Here is a 20,738-nt window from a genome sequence, read left to right on the forward strand (position 1 = left end):
CTCATTGGCTCCGTTGCTGGGGTTGGGACAGGTCTACGAGGCAATCCATCGCGATGGCCGCGACCAGTGCCAGCGCCACGGTGGGCAAAGCCCCCAACAGGATCAGGTCCGTGGCCGTCTGGTTCAGCCCCTGGAACACAAAGCTGCCAAAGCCGCCGCCGCCGATTAGCCCCGCGATCACGGCAAGGCCGATGTTCTGGACCATCACGATGCGCAACCCCGTCAGCAGCACGGGCAGGCCCAGCGGGATCTCGACCTGCCACAGGCGTTGGAGGGGCGACAGGCCCATCCCGCGCGCGGCCTGCGCCGTGGCGGGGGGCACGGCATCCAGACCCGCAACCGTATTGCCCACGACCGGCAAAAGCGAATACAGGATCAAAGCAATAAAGGCAGGCGCAAACCCGATCCCGGCAATCCCGATCTCACGCGCGCCGGGCACGCTTGCCGCCACCCACGCCAGAAGCGGGATCATGATTCCGAACATGGCAAGCGACGGGATGGTTTGCAGAAAGCTCAGAACCGGCAGCATGGCGCGTCGCAGCGCCTCCCTCCGGTGACACCAAAGCCCCAAGGGAAAGCCGATCAGCGCCGCAACCGCCAATGACCCGAACGCAAGCTGGACATGGCGGATAAACGCGGTGGCAAAGGGGCGCTGGCGGGACATGTATTCCTGCGAGATCGACAGATCCGCCAAGGCTCCGGACCATAAAATGCCTGCCAATACACCCACCGCGAGGGTCAAAAGCCCCAGCCGCAAAACCGCACCGGGCCGCAACTGGGTCAGCGCATCGGCCATCAGCAGCGCATAGATCGCAAACAGACACCAAAATCCGGCAGCAGGCGAGACGCGCGCATATTGCCCTGCCCCGTCCAGCGCCGACACAGCTCCCTGCGACAGCGCCCAGATCAAACAGGACAAACCCACAGCGCCCCCCAGCAGCCGCACCCAAGGCCACCGCTGCGAAAGCCCCGCAAGCAGCCCCAGACACAGCCCTGCAAACGGCAGCCACAGGCCCAAGTCCCATAGCCGCATCCCATCGCCCGCAACAATGCGGTTGGCCGCAAGCGTCAAAAAGGGCGCGGCCAAAGCGGCCGCACCCGTCAGGGCAAACAACAGCCCCGGCGGGGAAATCCCCCGCACGCGCTTAGTCCAGAACGCCAGTTTGCGTCAGGTAGTCACGGGCCACCGCCTCGGCAGGTTCCCCGCCAACCTGAATGCGCCCGTTGAGCTGCTGAAGCGTCTCCAGCGTCAGCGCGCCAAAAATCGGGTTCAGAACCTCGGCGATTTGCGGATATTCCTCCAGCACCGCGCTTCGCACTGTGGGCGCGGGCTCGTAGACGGGCTGGACGCCCTGATCGTCAGCCATGACCACCAGACCCGTCGCGCCCACGCCGCCGTCTGTGCCATAGACCATCGCCGCATTCACGCCAGAGGTGCCCCGCGCCGCCGCCTGAATGGTCGCTGCGGTATCGCCGCCGGACAGGATCACGGTCTGGTCTTGATCCAGTGCAAACCCATAGGTGTCCTGCATTGCAGGCAAAACGGCGGGAGAGGAGACAAATTCCGTCGACGCCGCCAGTTTGACGTCCCCGCCCCCGGCAACCCATGCGCCGAAATCGCTCATCGTGGACAGATCGTTGTCTTCGGCCACGGGGCCGGTGACCGCGATGGCCCATGTGTTGTTGGCGGGCGCACTGTCCAGCCAGATCACGTCCTGTGCGGCATCCAGTTCCGCGGCGCGCGCATGGGCGGCCTCCGCATCTTTCCAGACATCGCTGTCCGCCTCATTGTGAAAGAACGCGGCGTTTCCGGTGTATTCGGGATAGATGTCGATCTGACCGGCAAGAATAGCCTCGCGCACAACCTGTGTGCCGCCCAACTGCAAACGACGTTCCACCGGCAGGCCCGCATCTTCAAGCGCGAGCGCGATCATATTGCCAAGCAGGCCGCCCTCTGTGTCGATCTTGGACGACACGACAATATCGGCGCTGGCCGCTTGGGCGCCAAAGATCACCGTCGCTGCAATCAAGGATTTGTTAAGCATTAAAAGGCTCCCGCCGGAAAGATTGGTCGGACCGTAACGGTCCGCGTCAGACCCAAAGAGTAGATTGCGCGCCCTGCCCGCCAAGCTTTGATACGAAAATTTCGCAATAAACCTGGGCAAACCACAGCTTTGTTCGTCGCGCACATTCATGCAAAGAACATCTTTCCAACAGCGCCAAGGATGATAAACGCGCGGTCTTATTCGCGGCGCTTCGGTTGATTGCCGCACCTTTGGGGCCATCTCTTTGGCCAACGAACTGAAAGGCTCTGTCATGAACCGTATTCTTGCTGCCGCGCTTGCGGCCACATTGGGCACCGCTGCCTCTGCTGAAACCCTGACTGTCGGCATGTCCGGCGGCTATTTCCCGTTCACCTTCGTCAAGCAAGACGTGCTGCAGGGCTTTGAGGTGGATGTGATGAACGCCGTGGGCGAAGAAGCCGGGCTCGACATCGAATTTGAAACCATGTCGTTTTCCGGTCTGATCGGCGCATTGGACGCAGGTCGCATCGACACGGTGGCCAACCAGATCACCATCACGCCGGAACGCGAGGCGCGCTTTGCCTTTTCGCAGCCCTATGTCTTTGACGGGGCGCAGGTTGTTGTCCGTGATGGCAATGACAGCATTGGCGGGGTCGAGGATCTCAAAGGGCGCACCGTGGCCGTCAACCTCGGCTCGAACTTCGAGCAGCTTCTCAACGATCTGCCCTATGCCGATGAAATCGACATCAAAACCTATGAAAGCAACATCGCGCAGGACACCGCACTGGGCCGCGTGGATGCCTTTGTGATGGACCGCGTGTCCTCGGCGCAGCTGATCGCTGAAAGCCCGCTGCCGCTTGCGCTGGCCGGTGCGCCGTTCTCGGAAATCCGCAACGCCCTGCCGTTCCGCGACACCGACGAAGGCCGCGCCCTGCGTGACAAGGTCGATGCCGCGCTGACCACGCTGAAAGACGACGGAACACTGGCCGAGATTTCGGACAAGTGGTTCGGCACCGACATCACATCGGCGGAGTGACGGGATGCGGGGACTCGACCTCGACTATATGCTGGGGCTGTTCCCCGTCATCTTTGGCTACGTGCCGCTGACGCTGGCCATGGCGGCTGCGGGGATGGTGTTCGCACTGATCCTCGCGTCGCTGATGGCGGTCGAACGGGTGTTCCGTGTGGCGTGGCTGGACTGGCTGGTGGTGCTGTTCATCAGCTTTTTCCGCGGCACGCCGCTGCTGGTCCAGTTGTTTCTGTTCTACTACGGGCTGCCACAGGTTTTGTCGTTCCTGACGCGCATCGACGGGGTGACCGCCGCGGTGATGGGGCTGACGCTGCATTTCGCGGCCTACATGGCCGAAACCATCCGCGCGGCGATCACGGGTGTTGACCGCAGCCAATGGGAAGCTGCGCAGTCCATCGGCATGACGCAGACCCAGATGATGCGCCGCGTGATCCTGCCACAGGCCGCGCGGGTCGCAGCGCCCACGCTGGTGAACTACTTTATCGACATGATCAAAGGCACCTCGCTGGCCTTCACTCTTGGCGTGACCGAGATGATGGGCGCAGCTCAGAAAGAGGCCGCCGGCAGCTTTTTGTATTTCGAGGCGTTCCTTGTGGTGGCCATCATTTACTGGGTCATGGTCGAATGTCTGAGCCAAGCACAAAAGCAGTTGGAAACCCGTTTGAACAAGGCATACGCAAGATGATCCGCATCGAAGGTCTGACAAAGCGTTTCGGGGATACGACCGTTCTGGACGGCATCGATCTTGACATTCAAGACGGCGAACGGGTGGTGATTATCGGCCCCTCCGGCACCGGCAAATCCACGCTGTTGCGGTGCCTGAATTTTCTCGACACGCCCGACGCGGGGCGCATCACCGTGGGCGGCATCAGCGTCGATGCCAAAACCGCGCGCCGTGACCAGATCCTCAGCCTGCGCCGCGCGACGGCCTTTGTGTTCCAGAACTACGGGCTGTTTGCCAATCGCACCGCGTTGGAGAATATCTCAGAGGCGTTGATCACCGTGCAAAAACGCCCCCGCGAGGAAGCATTCGACCGCGCCCGCGCTATTCTGGCGGAAACGGGACTGGCGGATAAGGCTGACAGCTATCCTGCGGCGCTGTCCGGTGGACAGCAGCAACGGGTGGGAATCGGTCGCGCCATGGCGATCGGGGCAGAGCTTATGCTGTTTGACGAGCCGACCTCTGCGCTTGATCCGGAATGGGTGGGCGAGGTGCTGGACCTCATGCGGTCCGTGGCCGAGCAGCGCCAGACCATGCTGATCGTCACGCACGAGATGCGCTTTGCCCGCGAGATTGCGGATCGGGTGATCTTTATGGAAGGTGGGCGCATCGTCGAACAGGCCCCGCCCGATCAGCTGTTCGACGCGCCGAAAGATCCGCGGCTGCAGCAATTCCTGCGCCGCGTATCCGGCTGATTTCGCTTATGCCGAAGCAAGCGTGCGCAACTGATCGACGATAGAGGCCACAACCGCACGATCCTCGGACGCCGAGGCCACATGCGGTGTTACAAAGATCTGCGGATGCGACCAGAAGGCGTGGCCTGCAGGCAAGGGTTCAGTGTCGAACACATCAAGCGAGGCACCGGACAGATGGCCGCTGTCCAGCGCTGCGATCAAATCCTGCTCGACCAGATGTCCGCCGCGCCCGATGTGGATCAGCGCCGCGCCTTTGGGCAGCTTGGCGAAGGTGTCAGCGTTCAGAATGCCCTCTGTCTGCGGGGTCAGGGGCAGCACGTTGATCAGGATATCGCTGCGCGCCAGAAAGTGATCCAGACCGCCGTCTGTAAACGCCTCTACCCCGTCTTCAAGCGGCTCTGGCAGGCGTCGGGAATAGCCCGCCACGTCATAGCCAAGCGTCACCAGCGAGCGTGCCACCTCGCGTCCCATCAGGCCAAAGCCCATCACGCCCACGCGTTTTGACGCGGGCGACATGCGATGGTTGCGCGGGTTCCAGGCCTGTTGCGCCTGATCGTCCAGATATTGTCCCATGCGCCGGTGATGCCAGACCACGTGGAAGGCCGCGAAACCGGCCATCTGCAGGGCTTGGTCCGGATCTTCGACGCGGTAGACCGGCACATGATCGGGCCGTGACGGGCAGGCCATGATCGCATCCGTCCCCGCCCCGGCGGAGAAAATCGCACGCAGGTTGGGATAGGGCGCAAAAGTGTCGTCGTCCGGCACGAAGGTGAACACAAAGGACACCGCCGCCGGATCTGTGACCTCTTCGGGGCGCAGCAGGACCAGATCGGGGGCCAGCTCGGCGAATGCATCACCGTAATAGCCCAGCAAATCCACCGTGGCGCATGTGGCCACCCCCGTCAGCGCCTGTTCGGTCATGCCCGCTCCCTTTGTGCATCGGTCCATTGGCCGCCCGGTACAGCCGCCAACAGGTCGCGTGTATAGGCTTCTTTCGGCGCAAGGAAGATGTCGCGCACGGGACCGATCTCGATCAAGCGCCCCTTTTGCATCACCGCAATCCGGTCGCACAGCTGCGCCGCGACGCGCAAGTCATGGGTGATGAACAGGATCGACAGGTTCATACGGTCGCGCAGGTCCCGCAGAAGATCCAAGACCTGCGCCTGAATGGACACGTCCAGCGCGCTCACCGCCTCGTCCGCGACGATCAGTTCGGGGTCCATGGCCAGCGCCCGAGCGATCCCGATGCGCTGACGTTGACCGCCCGAAAACTCATGCGGGAAACGCTCGGCCGCATCCGCGCCAAGGCCCACAATCTCCAGCAACTCACGCGCCCGCGCCTGTGCCTGCGCGCGCGCCACACCTTTGGCAATCGGCCCATCGGTGAGCGCGCCCATGATCCGCTGGCGCGGGTTGAGCGAGGCATAGGGGTCTTGGAACACCATCTGCACCTTATGACGCTGGCGTCGCAGCTCTTCTTCGTCCAGGGCCGCAAGATCGGTGCCGCCGACGCGGACCTCGCCACTGTCGGGGGTGACCAGCCGGACAACGGTCCGCCCCAGCGTCGATTTCCCCGACCCGCTTTCGCCCACAAGCCCGACAACCTCGCCGCGCCCCACGGTCAGGGACACATCATCGACCGCGTGCACCTCGCGCACGGGGCGGAACAGTCCACCGCCGGTGCGATAGGTCTTGCGCAGGTGGCGGATCTCCAGCGCTGCATCTGACGCGGGACTGCGTGCAGGCGGCAGGGCGTCCGACGGGATCGCATCCAGCAATTTGCGCGTATATGCGTGCTGGGGATGGTCCAGGACCGCAGAGGCCGCGCCGCGTTCCACCACCTTTCCGTGGCGCATCACGATGACCTCATCGGCGATTTCCGCGACCACGCCGAAATCATGGGTAATGAACATCACCGCCATGCCGCGGCGGTCACGCAGATCAAGGATCAGCCGCAGAATTTGCGCCTGCGTGGTCACATCCAGCGCGGTCGTAGGTTCATCCGCGATCAGAACCGCCGGTTCCAGCGCCAGCGCCATAGCGATCATCGCCCGCTGGCGTTGCCCGCCCGACAGCTGGAAGGGAAAGGCGCGGATGATCTTTTCCGGGTCCGGCAGTTGCACCTCGCGGATCAGCTCCAGCGCCTTTGCGCGCCGCTCTGCCGGGGTGAAACGATTGTGGGCGGCAAAGACCTCCGCGATCTGGTCACCGATCCGCATCAGGGGGTTCAGCGCGGTCATCGGCTCCTGAAAGATCATGGCGATCTTTTCGCCCCGTAGTGCGCGGCGTTGCGCGTCCGGCAGACGCAGCACATCGGTGCCTTCGAATTTGGCAGCGCCTGCATGCACACGCACGCCCTGTGGCAAAAGCCCCATCAGCGCATTGGCGGTCATGGATTTTCCCGACCCGCTCTCGCCCACGACGCACAGGATGGTGCCCGCATCAATGGACAAGGACAGATCATCCACCGCAAAGGGGCGGTCCGCGCCCTGCGGCAGGGCGATCGACAGATGTTCGATGGCCAGCGTGGTCATGAGGTGCCCTTTCGGCTCAGATGCGGGTTCAGCGCGTCGTTCAGGCCCTCGCCAATCAGGTTCAGCGCCAACACAGTCAAAATGATCGCCACGCCGGGGAAGAAAGACAGCCACCATGCACTGCGGATCACGGTGCGGGCAGATCCGATCATGTAGCCCCAACTCATGGCGTTGGGATCACCCAGCCCCAGAAACGACAGCGAGCTTTCCAGCAAGATCGCCGTGGCCACCATCAAAGACGCCATCACGATGATCGGTGAGACCGTGTTCGGCAGCACCTGCTGGATCAGGATGCGCCTGCGTGTCAGACCGGCCAGCCGCGCGGCCTCGACAAATTCGCGTTGGCGCAGGGCCATGACCTCGGCGCGGACCAGACGCGCCACCGGCGGCCATGACACGATGGCAATGGCCAGCGTGATCGATCCCAAGGACGGTTCAAAAATCGCGACCAGCACAATGGCCAACGCAAAGTTGGGGATGGTCTGGAAGAATTCGGTAAAGCGCATAGCCCCCTCATCGACCCACGCGCCGTAAAAGCCCGCCAAGGCCCCCAGCGGCACACCGATCAAAAGCGCGACCAGCGTGGACACCAACCCCACCAGCAAGGACACGCGCGCGCCATAGGCCAGTTGCGCGGCCACGTTGCGGCCCAGCGTATCTGTGCCAAGCGGCAGACCGTCCATCGTGCCCGGCGTCAAAAAGGGACGCTGCACCATCTTCCACGGGCCACCGGGAAAAAGCACCGGCGCTAGCAGCGCGATGGCGAGCACCGCCAACAGCAACACCACACCTGCCATCGCGGCTGGATTTTTGCGAAACCGTTTCCACATGGCTCAGGCCCTCGAAGCGATGCGTGGATCGACAAGCCGGTAGACGATGTCGGTCACGACGTTGAAAAAGATCACCATGGCGGCAGAGACGATGAAAACGCCGAGAATGGTGTTGTAGTCACGGGCCGCGAGGCTTTCGAACATCAGCCGCCCGATCCCCGGCCATGCAAACACCGTCTCTGTCAGCACCGCCCCGCCCACAAGCTGCCCCGCCTGCAATCCGGCCAGCGTGACGACCGGCAGAATCGCGTTGCGCAGTATGTGGCGGCGTCGGATCACGCTGTCGGCCAACCCTTTGGCGCGGGCGGTTTTGACGAAATCCATCTGGCTCACCTCCAGCATGGAGGCGCGGGTCATGCGCATGTAAACGGCCATGAAAAACAGCCCCAAGGTCACCGCCGGCAGCACCAGATGGCGCGCGATGTCGACCAGTTTGGCAAGGCCCGTGTAATCCGCGCCCACGGTTTGATACCCAAAGCCCGGCAGCCATCCCAGCCAGACCGAAAAGACCAGAACCGCCATGAGCGCCGCCCAATAAAGCGGGGTCGCATAAAACAGCAGCGCCAGTGTCGTCAGGATGCTGTCAGACGGGCGCCCGATGCGCGCCGCCGCCGCCACACCAAAGGAAATCCCCAGCACGAGCGAGATCACAAAGGCGGTCATGGTCAGCAAAATGGTGGCGGGAAGACGTTCGGCGATCAGCTGCGCGACAGGCGCGCCTTGGCGGAAGGAATATCCCAGATCGAACTGCAGGATGCCCCATACGTATTTGCCAAGCTGCACGTGGAACGGCTGGTCCAGACCAAAGCGTTCGCGCAGCTGGGCAATGGTTTCCGCGTCGGCGGCGCCTGCTTCCCCCGCCAGCACCAGCGCGGGGTCGCCGGGTGCGGCGTGCAGCAGCAGAAAGTTCAGGATCGCGATGGCAATCAGGGTCAACGCCGCCTTCGCAAGCCGCGTGGCGATCGTCAGGAAAACAGTCATGACAGGGTCCTTTGGCAGGGTCGCAGGCGTGAGACAGAGCCCCTCACGCCTGCAACCGGCAGTCTTGCCCGCTTACTTTTCGATCCACGCGTCGCGCAGACCGTCGTTCACACCGATGGCCGTGGTCACCAGATCCTGCGTGTCACAGCGGTAGATGGTGGGGAATTCCAGCTCCATCAGCCACGCGACGGGCACGTCTTCGACGATCTCTTTCTGGATCTCGGCATAGGCCGCGGCGCGGTCTTCGGCAGAGACCATGGTCGCCGCCGCCGCCCATTTGGCGTCCAGCTCGGGGTTGTCATACCCCTCGACGTTGTTCCACGGGCTGCCCTTTTCGATACGGTCGGCGGTGTAGTTGCGCGACACACCCAAAGCGGGATCACCGTATTGGTACAGGTAGGTAAAGGCGATGTCGTAGTCCCACTGCGAGGTTTTCTCGTTCCAGCCGGCGACATCGGTGCTTTCCAGCTGGATGTTGATGCCGGCCTCGGACAGGTTCTGACGCACGGCTTCGGCCCACCGCAGCCATGTCTCGCCATAGGGGATCGGCAGCAGGCGCACCGGCTCGCCATCATAGCCCATCTCGTCGAGCAGTTCGCGCGCTTTATCAGGGTCATAGCTGTAGTCGGTGACGTCATCGCTATAGAAATTGGTCTTGGAGGAAACAGGCCCTGTGGCGACGGTGCCAAAGCCGTTCCAGACCACGTCACGGACGAATTCGCGGTCCATGGCATACATCACCGCCTGACGGAACCGCTCGTCCGAGGTCGGGCCTTCGCGGTTGTTCAACCACATCCACGCATGCGGGGCAAAGAACTCCCACCCTTTGCCGGTGGAACATACGCCGTCCATTTCGGTCAGGCGGGGCACATCCCAGTTTTCCACCGATCCGCCGGGCAACACGTCGACTTCGCCGGTTTCAAAAGCCACCGCACGGGCCGCCGCATCGGGGATCACGCGATAGTAGACCTCATCAAGGTGGGGCTGGCCCTCCAGATAGTAGTCCTCGTTCTTGACCAGATGGATGTAGCTGCCCTTTTCCCATTGTGCGAACTTGAATGGACCGGTGCCAATGGGCGTGGCGTTCATGTCGTTGGTGGCGTAATCGGTGCCCTCATAGATGTGTTTGGGCACGATGGGCATGGTACCCACCTCGAAGACGTTGATGAAGGGGCCAAACGGCTCTTTCAGCGTGAAGACAACCGTGTTGTCGTCGGGGGCCTCGATCGTGTCGACATAGGCAAGACTGGCCCGCAGACGCGCATGGGTTTCACGCAGGAACACATCTGCCGAGAACACCACATCCGCCGCCGTGAAGGCCGTGCCATCATGCCACGTCACCCCGTCCTGCAGCGTGAAAGTGTAGACCAGACCGTCATCGGAAATCTCCCATGACTTGGCAAGGCTCGGCTGCGGGGTCAGTTCCGTGTCATAGCGCAGAAGGCTTTCGTAGATGTCACCGGCCACCAGTTGGGTCGGCCCGTTCTGCACCAGACCCAGCATCAGGCCCGGCGGCTCTGGCTGCACCACAATATCAAGCCGTCCACCGGCCTCTTGGGCGGCCAAGGGCGCCGCAAGAGCGGCCGCAATGAGAAATGTCGTCGCTTTGAGGTAAGTCATCGGTTTTCCCTGTGGTGTTGAAGGAGGAACAAAAGCCGCGCGGTTGACCCGCGTCCTATTTTGATCAGTCAGCCCAGCCGGGCATCTCGCGGTCCAGCTTGCGCAGCATCGCGTCCCATTCGGGGTTCTTGCCGCTCCGCTCGACGCTGTCGTAGCCTTTTTCGTATTGCTGCGCGGTGTGTTCGGCGATGTCATCGGGCAGCACGCGCGGGGTCAGCCCCATGGAATAGGCCGCCACCTGCGCCTGACAGGACCGTTCAAGGTTCAGCGCATAAATCGCCGCTTCTGCCACCGAACGCCCCAGAACAAGCGTGCCGTGATTGCGCAGCAACATGATGTTACGCGCGCCCAGATCGGCCACGATCCGTTCGCGTTCGGACAGATCCAGCGCGATGCCTTCGTAGTCGTGATAGGCGATGCGGTTGTGGAACTGTGCCGACCATTGGTTCAGCGACAACAGCCCCTCCTCGATCGAGGACACGGCCACGCCTGCCACGGTATGATTGTGCAGCACGCACACCGCATCATGGCGCGCCATATGCACGGCGGAATGGATGGTGAACCCGGCGGCGTTCACACCTGCACCAAAGGGATCGTCGATCACCGCTCCTGTTTCGTCCACGGTCACCAGATTGCTGGCGCACACTTCATCAAAGGCCAGACCGTAGGGATTCAGCAGGAACCGCTTCTCTCCCTCCGGTCCATCGGGCAGGCGCGCCGATATATGCGTGTAGATGCTGTCATCCATCCCCCACAGCGCGATCAGGCGATAGGCCGCCGCAAGATCGCGGCGGATCTCGGAGACGGGGGTGTTTGCACCATCAGGCATTGAATTGATCCTTTTTTGTTCGCTTGACCCCAGCGTAACGTCATCGCCCCCGCCTTCGTCAAGAGAATTGTCGACAATCGGCAATTCTACAATTACGCTGACTGAGAAAGATGCAGTTTTGAGTAATGAAAGCCGTCAAACTATGGATGACACACAGGGCAATTCCGGGTTTGCACCACTGGACCGCGAAGGTTTGGTCGAAAGGATCACCAATCGGTTGTCGCAGGCGATTGTCACGGGCCAGCTTGCGCCCGGCGCGCGTCTGTCGGAATCCGTGATTGCCCGCGATCTGGGTGTGTCCCGCGCCCCTGTGCGCGAGGCGGCGCGGCTTTTGGAATCCTCGGGGCTGGTGTCCTACATCGCCAATCGCGGGTTCTTCGTCCGCCAGATCGACGCCAAGGCGCTCGACGATCTATACGAGCTCCGCATCATCATCGAGACCGCATCGATCCGGCGCCTGATCCGCGACGGTCTGGGCGAAACAGAGGCGCAGTTACGCGCCCATATCGACCGGCTGCACGAGGTGGCCAAACCCGGCCATGACATGCTGACGCAGGTGGAGGCCGATATGGAATTCCACCGCGCGCTTTGCGCAGGTTCCGGCAATCCCAAGCTTTTGGCAGTCTTCGACCAGATCGCCACCGAGACCGAGTTTTCCATCATGGTGATCGGCAGGCTGTATGACGATCCCGCCAAAATGGCGGAGACCCACGAACCCATTCTGGACGCCTTGCGCGCCTCGGACGAAACCCTGGCCGTTGAGGCCATCGAATACCACATCGAGGTCGCCCGTGATCTGGTGACCCAACAGTTCCGCTCTCTGGAAGAAGGCAAGCCCACCCCATGAAATGCTTTTACGCGCCCGACACTGAAGCCCACGATCCCGTCTTTCGCCTGACCAACGGCAAGATCCACCGCAACGCCGAACAAGCAGAGCGCGCGCGGCTTTTGCGCGCCGGACTGGATCAGCTTGGCCTTACAACTCAGACGCCCGCCCGCGCCCCGCAGGACGCGCTGGAAGCGGTCCATACTCCTGCGTTCCTGCAGTTTCTCGAGACCGCATGGGACGAATGGCAAAAGCTGCCCGATGCAGGGCCAGAGGTGGTGCCAAATGCCTTTGCGCAGCGGGCAACCGCGACCTATCCGACGGGTGTCGTGGGCCGCGCGGGTTGGCATATGGGCGACACCTCGGCGCCTTTGGGCGAACACAGCTGGCGCGCTACTCGTGCCGCAGCCGACTGTGCCGTCGCAGCGGCAGATGCGGTGATCTCGGGCGAACGAGCGGCCTATGCCCTGACCCGCCCACCGGGGCACCATTCCAGCGCCGATATGGCGGCAGGCCATTGCCTTCTGAATGTCTCGGCCATCGCCGCCGGACGGCTGCGCACGAAATTCGACAAGGTCGCGGTGCTCGACATCGATGTGCACCACGGCAACGGCACACAGGCGATCTTCTACGACCGCGCCGACGTGCTGACCGTCTCTGTGCATGCAGAGACGCAGGCCTATTATCCCTTCTTCGTCGGTTATGCCCATGAAACAGGCAGTGGCGCGGGTGAGGGCTACAACCTGAACCTGCCCCTGCCCCGAAGCACCACCGATGACGGTTGGATCGCGGCCATCGAAACCGGCCTTGCGAGGATCTCTGACTTTGAACCCGATGCCTTGGTCATCAGTCTGGGTCTGGATGCCCATGAAAAAGACCCATTGAAAGGGATGCAGGTTTCGTGGGACGGATTTGCACAGGCCGGACGTCTGATCGCCGCAGCCGGTCTTCCTTGTGCGATTGTCCAGGAGGGCGGCTACCTCTCGGACGATCTGACCACCTCTCTGACCTCTTTCCTTGGCGGCTTTATGGGCCGCCCCGCCCGCTGATCCCATTCTTGACACGCGCCACCGGAGCACTCCAATGAACGAACGCCCCAATTCGCTGCATGCCTCTGACATCGCCCATTCGATGCATCCCTACACCAACATGCGCGCCCATGAGACAACCGGCCCCATGATCATGACCCACGGCGATGGCGTGCGGGTCTTTGACAGCGAGGGCAAGGAATACATCGAGGCGCTGGCCGGGCTGTGGTCCGTCGCCGTGGGGTTTTCCGAAACCCGTCTGGCCGATGCCGCCTATGCGCAGATGAAAAAGCTGCCCTACTACCACAGCTTTGCCCATAAGGCGCATGAACCGTCGATCCGTCTGGCCGAAAAGCTGGTCGAGCTGACACCCGAGGGCATGAACCGCGTGTTTTTCACCAACTCCGGGTCCGAGGCCAACGACACCGTGGTCAAAATGGTCTGGTTCATGATGAACGGGCTGGGCAAGCCACAGAAAAAGAAGTTCCTGTCGCGCAACAAGGCCTATCACGGCATCACCATTGCGTCCGGATCCCTGACGGGGCTGCCGGCCAACCATACCGATTTCGACTTGCCCGCCATTCCTGTGGTGCATCTGACCTGTCCGCACCATTGGAAGTGGGGCGAGGCGGGAGAGTCCGAGGCCGATTTTACCGCCCGTCTGCTGCGCGAGATGGAGGACACCATTCTGGCCGAAGACCCCGATACCATCGCGGCCTTCATCGGCGAACCGGTCATGGGTGCAGGCGGCGTGATGACCCCGCCCGAAGGCTACTGGCAGGGGGTCGAGGCGCTGTGCCGCAAGTACGATATCCTGATGGTGTCAGACGAGGTCATCAACGGGTTCGGACGCACCGGCGCGCGCTGGGGCTGTGAGCGCTATGGCTTTACCCCCGACATTCTGGTGACCTCGAAACAGCTGACCTCCAGCTATCTGCCGCTGGCGGCCATTGTGGTGAATGATCGTGTGTATGATGCCGTGGCAGACCACACGGCCAAGCTCGGCACCTTCGGGCATGGCTTTACCGCATCCGGCCACCCCGTCGCCTGCGCCGTTGGTCTGGAAAACATCGCCATCATCGAAGAGCAAGATCTGATGGGCAACGCCGCGCGGCTGGAGGACGCCTTTCAAAACGGCCTGCGGCAGTTTGCCGACCACCCGTTGGTGGGTGAGATCCGCGGAGTCGGTCTGATTGCGGGGATCGAACTGGCCGCAGACAAGGACGCGCGGCGCGCCTTTGAACCTGCGGGCTCCATGGCTAAGAAAGTGGCCGAATTCGCTGCCGAAGAGGGGCTGATCATTCGCGCGGTCTATGAAACCGTGGCCTTCTGCCCGCCGCTGATCGTGACCGAGGACGACATCGCCGAGATCCTCGCCCGCACCGGCCGCGCGCTGGACCGCGCGCTCGACTGGGCGCGCGCCGAAGGGCTGAAATAATACCGACGGGTCGCTGCGAACCGGCGACCCATTCCCATTCCAAACAAAGGACGACCCATGTCGCTTGCAAAAATCCCCCTGTCAAAGTCCCGCCGCGTAGGGTCCACCCTGTATCTGTCGGGGGAACTGGGCTTTGACGCGGATGGCACGATCCCCGACGGGATCGAGGCGCAGACCCGCAACTGTCTGGACCGGATCACCGCCACGCTGGCTAGCGAAGGCATGGACCTTGGCAATGTGGTGTCCTGCACCTGCTACCTGACGGACAAGGCCGACTTCGCAGCATTCAATACTGTATACGCGTCGTATTTCTCCGATCCTTTGCCGGTGCGGACCACCGTCGTGGCCGATCTTGTGATTGATGCGCGATTGGAAATCACTGTCATCGCCGAAGCCTGATCGCTTATGGCAGAGGTCGCGATCCTTGGCGCCGGTATGATCGGCGTGAGCAGCGCGCTTGAGCTTCAGGCGCGCGGCCACGACGTGACACTGGTGGACCGCCGCGCGCCCGGACGGGAAACCAGCTTTGGCAACGCAGGCATCATTCAGGCCGAGGCCGCCGAACCCTATGCCCTGCCGCGCGACCTCCGCACGCTGTTGCGCTATGCGCTGCGACGCGACAACGATGTGACCTATCACTGGGGGGCGTTGGCGCGGATGGCGCCCGCCCTTTGGCAGTATTTCCGGCACTCGGCCCCCGCCAGCCACGCGCGGATCAGCGGGATCTACGCACAGATGACCTTGGGCGCGACAGCCGACCACGCCCCTTGGATCAAAGCCTCCGGTGCAGAGGAGCTGATCCGCCGCGATGGCATGATGCTGGTGTTCCGCAATCCGCGCGATCTCGACGCCGCTGTCGCAGACGCGGCACGGCTGCGGGCGCGGTGGGGCGTCACCTCGCACCACTTTGACAGCACAGGCTTGCGCGCAATTGAGCCTGCGCTGACTGATCGGCCCGCTGGCGGTCTGCTGATGGATCAGTCATGGGCCTGTTCTGATCCCGGTGGTTTGGTGGAACGCTATGCACGATTGTTCACCAAGCGCGGCGGACATGTGGTGCGGGGAGACGCCGAGACACTGCAGCACCGGTCGGGCGGATGGGACATCGCGACAGACGACGGATCCCTTCAGGCCGAACACGTGGTCATCGCGCTTGGGCCGTGGTCAGCAGATTTGGCGGCGCGCTTCGGTTTGAAAATTCAAATGGTATACAAGCGCGGATACCATGGCCATTTCACAGCGCCTCACCTGCCGAACCGGCCGCTTGTCGACGCAGACAACGGCATCGTGGCAAGCCCGATGGCCCAAGGGCTAAGGCTGGCGACCGGCGCGGCCCTTGTGGCACGCAACGCGCCGCTGGACCCACGCCAACTGACGACCGGCGCCCGCCGGATCGCAGACATTCTGCCCATTGGCCCACGGATTGCAGAACCGCAATGGCTCGGCACGCGACCCTGTATGCCGGATATGCTGCCAGTGGTGGGCGCGGCGCCGGATCACACATCGCTTTGGGTCAATTTCGGCCACGGGCATCAGGGCTTCACGCTTGGCCCCACCTCTGCGCGGCTGCTCGCCGATGCTATGGACGGCGCTGGTGGCCCTGTTCTGGATGCCCTGTCGCCTGCGCGTTTGCGGCGCTAGATCAGCGCCGTGATCACCCCGCCAAAGGCTGCGACGATCACCACGCGCAGCGGCGATTGCTTCCAGACGATCAGCAAAACAAAACAGGTCAGAGCCAGCGAGAAATCCGCCATGCCTTTGATTGCGCTGGTGAAAACCGGATCGTAGAGCGCCGCGCCCAAAATGCCTACAACCGCTGCGTTCGCACCGCGCATCATTGATTGCGCAGCGGTCAACGCGCGGAAACGATCCCAGAAGGGCAGCACCCCAACGAGCAACAAAAAGCCGGGAAGGAAGATTGCGATCAATGCGACAAGCGCACCGCTCCACCCGCCCATGGCCGCGCCAAGGTAGGCCGCGAAGGTAAACAATGGCCCCGGCACCGCCTGCGCCGCGCCGTAGCCCGCCAAGAACGTGTCTGCCGCCAGCGCGCCGGGTGCAACGGTTTCCGCCTCCAGCAGCGGCAAGACCACATGCCCCCCGCCAAAGACCAGCGCCCCCGAGCGGTAAAAGGCGTCGAACATTCCGAACCCGCTATCCGCCGCAAAAGGCAAGCCTAACAGCAATACCGTGCAGGCGATCAGCGCTGCGATCCCCTGCGCTGGTCGGATCGGCAACGACATCTCTGACGCGGGCGGAACGGCTTTGTCTTTGTCCAGAACCAACCCCGCCACCGCGCCGATCACAATCGCCGCAACCATCCCGAATGGCCCAGACATGATCGCCAAGCTGATCACCGCCACAACGGCAATACTGGCGCGGAGGGGGTCAGGGCACAGCGTGCGCGCCATGCCCAAAACCGCCTGCGCGACAATTGCGACGGCCACGACCTTTAACCCGTGAAGCACCCCATCCGCGACAGGTCCGTCAAGCGAGGCGGCTGTCAGCGCAAAAACCGCCATCACAATCGCTGACGGCAAGGTAAACGCCACAAAGGCCGCAAGCGCGCCAAGCCAACCCGCCCGCATCATACCAAGCGCAAATCCCACCTGGCTCGATGCGGGACCGGGCAGAAACTGGCACAAGGCGACCAGATCCGCGTAGGCGTGATCGGTCAGCCAACCGCGCCGCGCGACGAATTCCTCGCGAAAGTAGCCCAGATGCGCCACCGGCCCGCCAAAAGATGTCAGCCCGAGCTTCAGAAAGGCGCCCAGAACCTCTAGGACACGACCAGAAGGCGGTGCGGGGGCGTGTTCCGGCTTGGTCATCTGGGCTCCTTCAGAGGCGATAAATATTGCGAGATGTCTGCTCTCCTAACATGGAAATTTTATGAAGGTCAGTGCAATATTTTATCGGCGCTTGACCTTGAGCATTACACTCGATGATCACCTTGGGAAAAATAGAGGAGTCTGAAGGGGTAGGAAATTCGAGACCACTATGATTCAAAAAACTGTGGCCCCCTTCGGAAAACGGGTGTAAAATTAAATCTTAAACCGGCCCGCGATTACCGGCGGCCGCATGCGATATACAGGAGCCAGTCCAAAATGAGCGGCGCATCCAATTCAGCAGTCGAAAAGGCGGAACCGCGCAGGCTGGCCAGTGCGACGATTGCCGAAACGCTGGAGGCCGAGATCGTCGCAGGACTGCATCCCGCCGGATCAAAGCTGGATGAAAACAAGCTTGTTCAACGGTTTGGCGTCTCCAGAACCCCGATCCGCGAGGCATTGCACGAACTCGTCGCCCGCGCCTTGGCAGAGCGGAAACCCTACAAGGGCGTCATCGTGGCCGATGTGTCGCGCGAGCGCGTGGAACAAATGTTTGAGGCTATGGCCGAAATAGAGGCACTTTGTGGCAGATTGGCTGCAGAACGCATGACAATGGGCGAGCGCGTCAATCTAGAGGCGCTTCATGTCAAAATGGGAAAATTGGCGAAACGCGACGAACAGGCGGAATATGACAAATCCAATAGCGAGTTTCACAAAATAATATTTGCCGCAACGCAGAATACAGATCTAATTGAATTGGCAAATACCTTGCGCGTTAAATTGGCGCCTTTCCGTAAGTTCCAACTGCAAAGCGCAATGCGTATGGCGCGGTCCCATGACGAACATGAAGAGATCGTAAAATCCCTTCTGGACCGTGACCCCAAAGGGGCGGAACGCGCGCTCCGGCGGCACCTGATGAGCGCCGCCAGAGAAGTGCTGACCCGGATGGGCTAGCGCTTAACCCAGCAGCATCCGCAGCGCGGTCACCCCTAGAAACAGCGCGAAGGCGCGTTTGATCCAGATGGCATCCAGACTGTGCGCCAACCGCGCGCCGAGCGGGGCAAAGCCCACAGTAAACGGCAGGATCAGCAAGGCCGCCGGCACGCTGACATAGCCCAGCGAGAACGGCGGACGATCTGCCACGCCCCAACCTGACACCACAAACCCCAGCATCGCGGGCAAGGCGATCAGAATGCCAAAGGCCGCCGCAGTCCCCACGGCGCGTTTGATGTCGAATGAAAAGGCTGACAACGTGGGGACAGACAAGGTGCCCCCGCCAATCCCCATCAAGGCCGAGAAGAACCCGATCACCGTTGAAATCGCGCCATTTGCCGCGCGGGAGTTGGGCAAGTGATCAGACAGGACCAGCGTTTTCGGTGTGGCCATATTGACCGCGACCACCAAGGCAATGACGCCAAAGATCATGCGCAATCCATCAGGCTGGATAAACTTGGCGGCCAGACCTCCGGCCAAGGCGCCCAGCACCAGACCCGGCCCCCAGCGACGCATCAGCGCGGTATCGACGGACCCGCGTTTGTGATGCGCGCGGGCCGAGGAGATGGAGGTGAAAATGATCGTCGCCAGCGAGGTCGCCACCGCCATATGCATCGACAGCGCAGCCGGGAAATCGATGAACGACAAGATCCAGAACAGCACCGGCACAAGGACGATACCGCCCCCCACCCCCAGAAGGCCGGCCATGATCCCCGCAAGGATCGACGCCGCGATGACGCCCGCGACAATGGGCAAAAGCTCTAACATCTGATGACCCTCAACTTGTCAGGGCAGCGCCGTCGGCGCGCGGATCACTGGCCGCCTCGATCAGCCCGTTCGGGTGGCGCACCACCGCGCCTGCGTGACCGGCCAGATCGGAAAAGGCATCGATATGTTCCACCGCGTGTCCCGCATCGGACAAGGCCGCGACCAGATCGGGGGCAAAGCGGTCCTCGATCTTCAGCGTGGTCGAGTCATCGCCCCATGTTTTGCCCAACAGCCAGCGCGGTGCTGTGACAGCGGCCTGCAGATCCATCCCGAATTGTACGTGACGGGTGAAGACCGCTGACTGGGTCTGTGGCTGGCCCTCGCCGCCCATCGTGCCGTAGGCCATCACACGCCCGTCGTTCAACAACGCCAAGGCAGGGTTCAGCGTATGGAACGGCTTGTGGCCGGGGCGCAATTGGTTGGGGCCCGGCGTCAGGCTAAAGCCCGCGCCGCGGTTCTGAAAGAAAACCCCTGTCTCGGGGCAGGTCAGGCCAGAGCCGAACTCCCAGAACACGCTTTGGATAAAGCTGACCACGGTGCCGTCCGCATCCGCCGCGCCCATCCAGATGGTGTCACCGTCCTTGGGCTCGTAGGGCCATGGCAGGGCGGTCTGCGGATCGATCCGGCTGGCCAGATCGTCGAGATGCGCGGCATCCAGCCAATCCTGCGCCTGCGTGGCCATGCTGCGGGGGTCGCCCAGCTCCGCGTTGCGCTGGATGAAGGCCTGTTTGGTTGCCTCGATCAGACCGTGGATATGGGCAAAACCTTCACCTTCGGTCACTCCAAGCCGGTCGAACAGGGCAAGGATCATGAGCGAGGACACACCTTGCGTGGGCGCAATCATGTTGAACAGTCGCCCGTGCGATGTCTCAACCGACAGGGGGGTGACATGCTCGGCGGTTTGGCTGGCGAAGTCGGACGCGCGCAGCGGGCTGCCCTGCGCCTCAAGGAAGGCGGCATGGGTGCGCGCCAGATCGCCGGTATAATAGCTGTCCAGCCCTTCGGTGGCCAAGGTTTCGAACGTACGGGCCAGTGCGGGCTGGCGCATCAGGTGACCCGCTTGGGGCGCTTGGCCGTCCACCAGAAACGTCTCGGCAAAGCCCGGAACATCGCGCAGGCCTGCCAGCTTTTCCGCCGTGGTCCGCGCCTGATTGCCTGTCACGGCAATGCCGTCGCGGGCATAGCCCGTCGCCCGCGCCAACAGATCCGGCAGCAGTAGGCGGCGGGTCTCCGGCACCAGCGACAGCGCCGCCTGCCAGCCTCCGACGGTGCCGGGCACCGTCAACGCGGCCGCCCCACCCCGCGTCGGCAAGGCATCAAACCCCTGCTCTGCGTACCATTCAGGCGTGGCGAGGGCCGCCGCCTGCCCACAGGCCGAAATGCCGATGGGGTCCTCACCGGGGCGGTGAATGATCCAGAACCCATCGCCCCCGATGCCGTTCATATGCGGATAGACCACGGCAATGGTGGCGGCAGCGGCGACCATCGCCTCGATCGCGGTGCCACCTTTGGCCAGCACCTCCTGGCCCGCCAATGCAGCGGCGCGATGCGGGGCAGAGACCGCCCCCTTATAACCCAATGCGGAATGCAGCATGA

20 protein-coding genes are annotated in these 20,738 nt (G+C 62.5%); 9 read left to right on the forward strand and 11 right to left on the reverse strand.

Going from position 1 to position 20,738, the window contains the following annotated elements; translation table 11 throughout:
• Position 1 precedes the first annotated feature (1 nt).
• Positions 2–1,141, reverse strand: coding sequence for an ABC transporter permease (locus ACN5AZ_RS16040; RefSeq protein ID WP_419429916.1), 1,140 nt, complete (start codon positions 1,139–1,141; stop codon positions 2–4).
• Positions 1,142–1,145: 4 nt separating this feature from the next.
• On the reverse strand, positions 1,146–2,045 hold the full coding sequence (locus tag ACN5AZ_RS16045) for an ABC transporter substrate-binding protein (RefSeq protein ID WP_419429917.1): 900 nt from the start codon (positions 2,043–2,045) through the stop codon (positions 1,146–1,148).
• Positions 2,046–2,316: 271 nt separating this feature from the next.
• Here ACN5AZ_RS16045 and ACN5AZ_RS16050 point away from each other — a divergent pair, with 271 nt between their 5' ends.
• Genes ACN5AZ_RS16050 through ACN5AZ_RS16060 form a run of 3 tightly spaced genes read left to right on the forward strand, consistent with a single transcriptional unit; the run spans position 2,317 to position 4,470 of the window.
• Positions 2,317–3,060, forward strand: coding sequence for an amino acid ABC transporter substrate-binding protein (locus tag ACN5AZ_RS16050; protein ID WP_419429918.1), 744 nt, complete (start codon positions 2,317–2,319; stop codon positions 3,058–3,060).
• Positions 3,061–3,064: 4 nt separating this feature from the next.
• On the forward strand, positions 3,065–3,739 hold the full coding sequence (locus tag ACN5AZ_RS16055) for an amino acid ABC transporter permease (protein WP_419429919.1): 675 nt from the start codon (positions 3,065–3,067) through the stop codon (positions 3,737–3,739).
• Positions 3,736–4,470: an amino acid ABC transporter ATP-binding protein gene (locus ACN5AZ_RS16060; protein ID WP_419429920.1), complete on the forward strand. Its 735-nt coding sequence runs from the start codon at positions 3,736–3,738 to the stop codon at positions 4,468–4,470. Before ACN5AZ_RS16055 ends, ACN5AZ_RS16060 begins: the two co-directional genes overlap by 4 nt.
• Before the next feature lie 6 nt (positions 4,471–4,476).
• Here ACN5AZ_RS16060 and ACN5AZ_RS16065 read toward each other — a convergent pair whose 3' ends face one another.
• From ACN5AZ_RS16065 to ACN5AZ_RS16090, 6 genes are all read right to left on the reverse strand, one after another.
• Entirely contained in the window at positions 4,477–5,391 is a 915-nt protein-coding gene (locus ACN5AZ_RS16065; RefSeq protein ID WP_419429921.1) for a 2-hydroxyacid dehydrogenase, read from the reverse strand.
• A complete protein-coding gene (locus ACN5AZ_RS16070; RefSeq protein WP_419429922.1) occupies positions 5,388–7,004 on the reverse strand; it encodes a dipeptide ABC transporter ATP-binding protein in 1,617 nt (538 codons plus the stop codon). The genes ACN5AZ_RS16065 and ACN5AZ_RS16070 overlap by 4 nt, the downstream gene beginning before the upstream one ends.
• Positions 7,001–7,834: an ABC transporter permease gene (locus ACN5AZ_RS16075; RefSeq protein ID WP_419429923.1), complete on the reverse strand. Its 834-nt coding sequence runs from the start codon at positions 7,832–7,834 to the stop codon at positions 7,001–7,003. Before ACN5AZ_RS16075 ends, ACN5AZ_RS16070 begins: the two co-directional genes overlap by 4 nt.
• Positions 7,835–7,837: 3 nt before the next feature.
• Positions 7,838–8,815, reverse strand: coding sequence for an ABC transporter permease (locus ACN5AZ_RS16080; RefSeq protein WP_419429924.1), 978 nt, complete (start codon positions 8,813–8,815; stop codon positions 7,838–7,840).
• A 72-nt stretch (positions 8,816–8,887) separates the two neighbouring features.
• Entirely contained in the window at positions 8,888–10,435 is a 1,548-nt protein-coding gene (locus tag ACN5AZ_RS16085) for an ABC transporter substrate-binding protein (protein WP_419429925.1), read from the reverse strand.
• Between the two features lie 64 nt (positions 10,436–10,499).
• Positions 10,500–11,264, reverse strand: coding sequence for a class II aldolase/adducin family protein (locus tag ACN5AZ_RS16090; RefSeq protein ID WP_419429926.1), 765 nt, complete (start codon positions 11,262–11,264; stop codon positions 10,500–10,502).
• 142 nt (positions 11,265–11,406) lie between these two features.
• Here ACN5AZ_RS16090 and ACN5AZ_RS16095 point away from each other — a divergent pair, with 142 nt between their 5' ends.
• The 5 genes from ACN5AZ_RS16095 to ACN5AZ_RS16115 are packed head-to-tail and all read left to right on the forward strand — an operon-like array spanning position 11,407 to position 16,197.
• Entirely contained in the window at positions 11,407–12,111 is a 705-nt protein-coding gene (locus tag ACN5AZ_RS16095; protein WP_419429927.1) for a GntR family transcriptional regulator, read from the forward strand.
• Positions 12,108–13,139, forward strand: coding sequence for a histone deacetylase family protein (locus tag ACN5AZ_RS16100; RefSeq protein WP_419429928.1), 1,032 nt, complete (start codon positions 12,108–12,110; stop codon positions 13,137–13,139). Before ACN5AZ_RS16095 ends, ACN5AZ_RS16100 begins: the two co-directional genes overlap by 4 nt.
• A 34-nt stretch (positions 13,140–13,173) precedes the next feature.
• Positions 13,174–14,556 (forward strand): aspartate aminotransferase family protein, encoded by a 1,383-nt coding sequence (locus ACN5AZ_RS16105; protein ID WP_419429929.1) that lies wholly within the window; start codon positions 13,174–13,176, stop codon positions 14,554–14,556.
• Positions 14,557–14,613: 57 nt separating this feature from the next.
• Positions 14,614–14,955: a RidA family protein gene (locus ACN5AZ_RS16110; RefSeq protein ID WP_419429930.1), complete on the forward strand. Its 342-nt coding sequence runs from the start codon at positions 14,614–14,616 to the stop codon at positions 14,953–14,955.
• Positions 14,956–14,961: 6 nt separating this feature from the next.
• Positions 14,962–16,197, forward strand: a complete 1,236-nt coding sequence (locus ACN5AZ_RS16115; RefSeq protein WP_419429931.1) for an NAD(P)/FAD-dependent oxidoreductase — start codon at positions 14,962–14,964, stop codon at positions 16,195–16,197.
• Here the strand turns inward: ACN5AZ_RS16115 and chrA are convergent.
• Complete coding sequence (gene chrA, locus ACN5AZ_RS16120; RefSeq protein ID WP_419429932.1) at positions 16,194–17,384, reverse strand: chromate efflux transporter; 1,191 nt, start codon at positions 17,382–17,384, stop codon at positions 16,194–16,196. The two genes, ACN5AZ_RS16115 and chrA, sit on opposite strands and share 4 nt — an antisense overlap.
• A 276-nt stretch (positions 17,385–17,660) precedes the next feature.
• On the opposite strand from chrA, the gene ACN5AZ_RS16125 reads away from it, so the two are divergent.
• Positions 17,661–18,335: a GntR family transcriptional regulator gene (locus tag ACN5AZ_RS16125; protein WP_419429933.1), complete on the forward strand. Its 675-nt coding sequence runs from the start codon at positions 17,661–17,663 to the stop codon at positions 18,333–18,335.
• 3 nt (positions 18,336–18,338) lie between these two features.
• Here the strand turns inward: ACN5AZ_RS16125 and ACN5AZ_RS16130 are convergent, their stop codons facing one another.
• Together ACN5AZ_RS16130 and ACN5AZ_RS16135 are read right to left on the reverse strand one after the other, a co-directional pair.
• Entirely contained in the window at positions 18,339–19,142 is an 804-nt protein-coding gene (locus tag ACN5AZ_RS16130) for a sulfite exporter TauE/SafE family protein (protein ID WP_419429934.1), read from the reverse strand.
• Positions 19,143–19,152: 10 nt separating this feature from the next.
• Positions 19,153–20,736 (reverse strand): gamma-glutamyltransferase family protein, encoded by a 1,584-nt coding sequence (locus tag ACN5AZ_RS16135; protein ID WP_419429935.1) that lies wholly within the window; start codon positions 20,734–20,736, stop codon positions 19,153–19,155.
• Between the last annotated feature and the right edge of the window lie 2 nt (positions 20,737–20,738).

The sequence above is a fragment of the Sagittula sp. SSi028 genome (assembly GCF_048553715.1).
Taxonomy (GTDB): domain Bacteria; phylum Pseudomonadota; class Alphaproteobacteria; order Rhodobacterales; family Rhodobacteraceae; genus Sagittula.

Bases quoted from the DNA above. Each gene is read 5' to 3' on its own strand.
- ACN5AZ_RS16085 (WP_419429925.1), bottom strand. From the start codon at position 10,435: ATGACTTACCTCAAAGCGACGACATTTCTCATTGCGGCCGCTCTTGCG.
- ACN5AZ_RS16130 (WP_419429934.1), bottom strand. From the start codon at position 19,142: ATGTTAGAGCTTTTGCCCATTGTCGCGGGCGTCATCGCGGCGTCGATC.
- ACN5AZ_RS16055 (WP_419429919.1), top strand. From the start codon at position 3,065: ATGCGGGGACTCGACCTCGACTATATGCTGGGGCTGTTCCCCGTCATC.
- ACN5AZ_RS16060 (WP_419429920.1), top strand. From the start codon at position 3,736: ATGATCCGCATCGAAGGTCTGACAAAGCGTTTCGGGGATACGACCGTT.
- ACN5AZ_RS16090 (WP_419429926.1), bottom strand. From the start codon at position 11,264: ATGCCTGATGGTGCAAACACCCCCGTCTCCGAGATCCGCCGCGATCTT.
- chrA (WP_419429932.1), bottom strand. From the start codon at position 17,384: ATGACCAAGCCGGAACACGCCCCCGCACCGCCTTCTGGTCGTGTCCTA.
- ACN5AZ_RS16075 (WP_419429923.1), bottom strand. From the start codon at position 7,834: ATGTGGAAACGGTTTCGCAAAAATCCAGCCGCGATGGCAGGTGTGGTG.
- ACN5AZ_RS16115 (WP_419429931.1), top strand. From the start codon at position 14,962: ATGGCAGAGGTCGCGATCCTTGGCGCCGGTATGATCGGCGTGAGCAGC.
- ACN5AZ_RS16070 (WP_419429922.1), bottom strand. From the start codon at position 7,004: ATGACCACGCTGGCCATCGAACATCTGTCGATCGCCCTGCCGCAGGGC.
- ACN5AZ_RS16045 (WP_419429917.1), bottom strand. From the start codon at position 2,045: ATGCTTAACAAATCCTTGATTGCAGCGACGGTGATCTTTGGCGCCCAA.
- ACN5AZ_RS16135 (WP_419429935.1), bottom strand. From the start codon at position 20,736: ATGCTGCATTCCGCATTGGGTTATAAGGGGGCGGTCTCTGCCCCGCAT.
- ACN5AZ_RS16100 (WP_419429928.1), top strand. From the start codon at position 12,108: ATGAAATGCTTTTACGCGCCCGACACTGAAGCCCACGATCCCGTCTTT.
- ACN5AZ_RS16110 (WP_419429930.1), top strand. From the start codon at position 14,614: ATGTCGCTTGCAAAAATCCCCCTGTCAAAGTCCCGCCGCGTAGGGTCC.
- ACN5AZ_RS16125 (WP_419429933.1), top strand. From the start codon at position 17,661: ATGAGCGGCGCATCCAATTCAGCAGTCGAAAAGGCGGAACCGCGCAGG.
- ACN5AZ_RS16080 (WP_419429924.1), bottom strand. From the start codon at position 8,815: ATGACTGTTTTCCTGACGATCGCCACGCGGCTTGCGAAGGCGGCGTTG.
- ACN5AZ_RS16065 (WP_419429921.1), bottom strand. From the start codon at position 5,391: ATGACCGAACAGGCGCTGACGGGGGTGGCCACATGCGCCACGGTGGAT.
- ACN5AZ_RS16095 (WP_419429927.1), top strand. From the start codon at position 11,407: ATGGATGACACACAGGGCAATTCCGGGTTTGCACCACTGGACCGCGAA.
- ACN5AZ_RS16050 (WP_419429918.1), top strand. From the start codon at position 2,317: ATGAACCGTATTCTTGCTGCCGCGCTTGCGGCCACATTGGGCACCGCT.
- ACN5AZ_RS16105 (WP_419429929.1), top strand. From the start codon at position 13,174: ATGAACGAACGCCCCAATTCGCTGCATGCCTCTGACATCGCCCATTCG.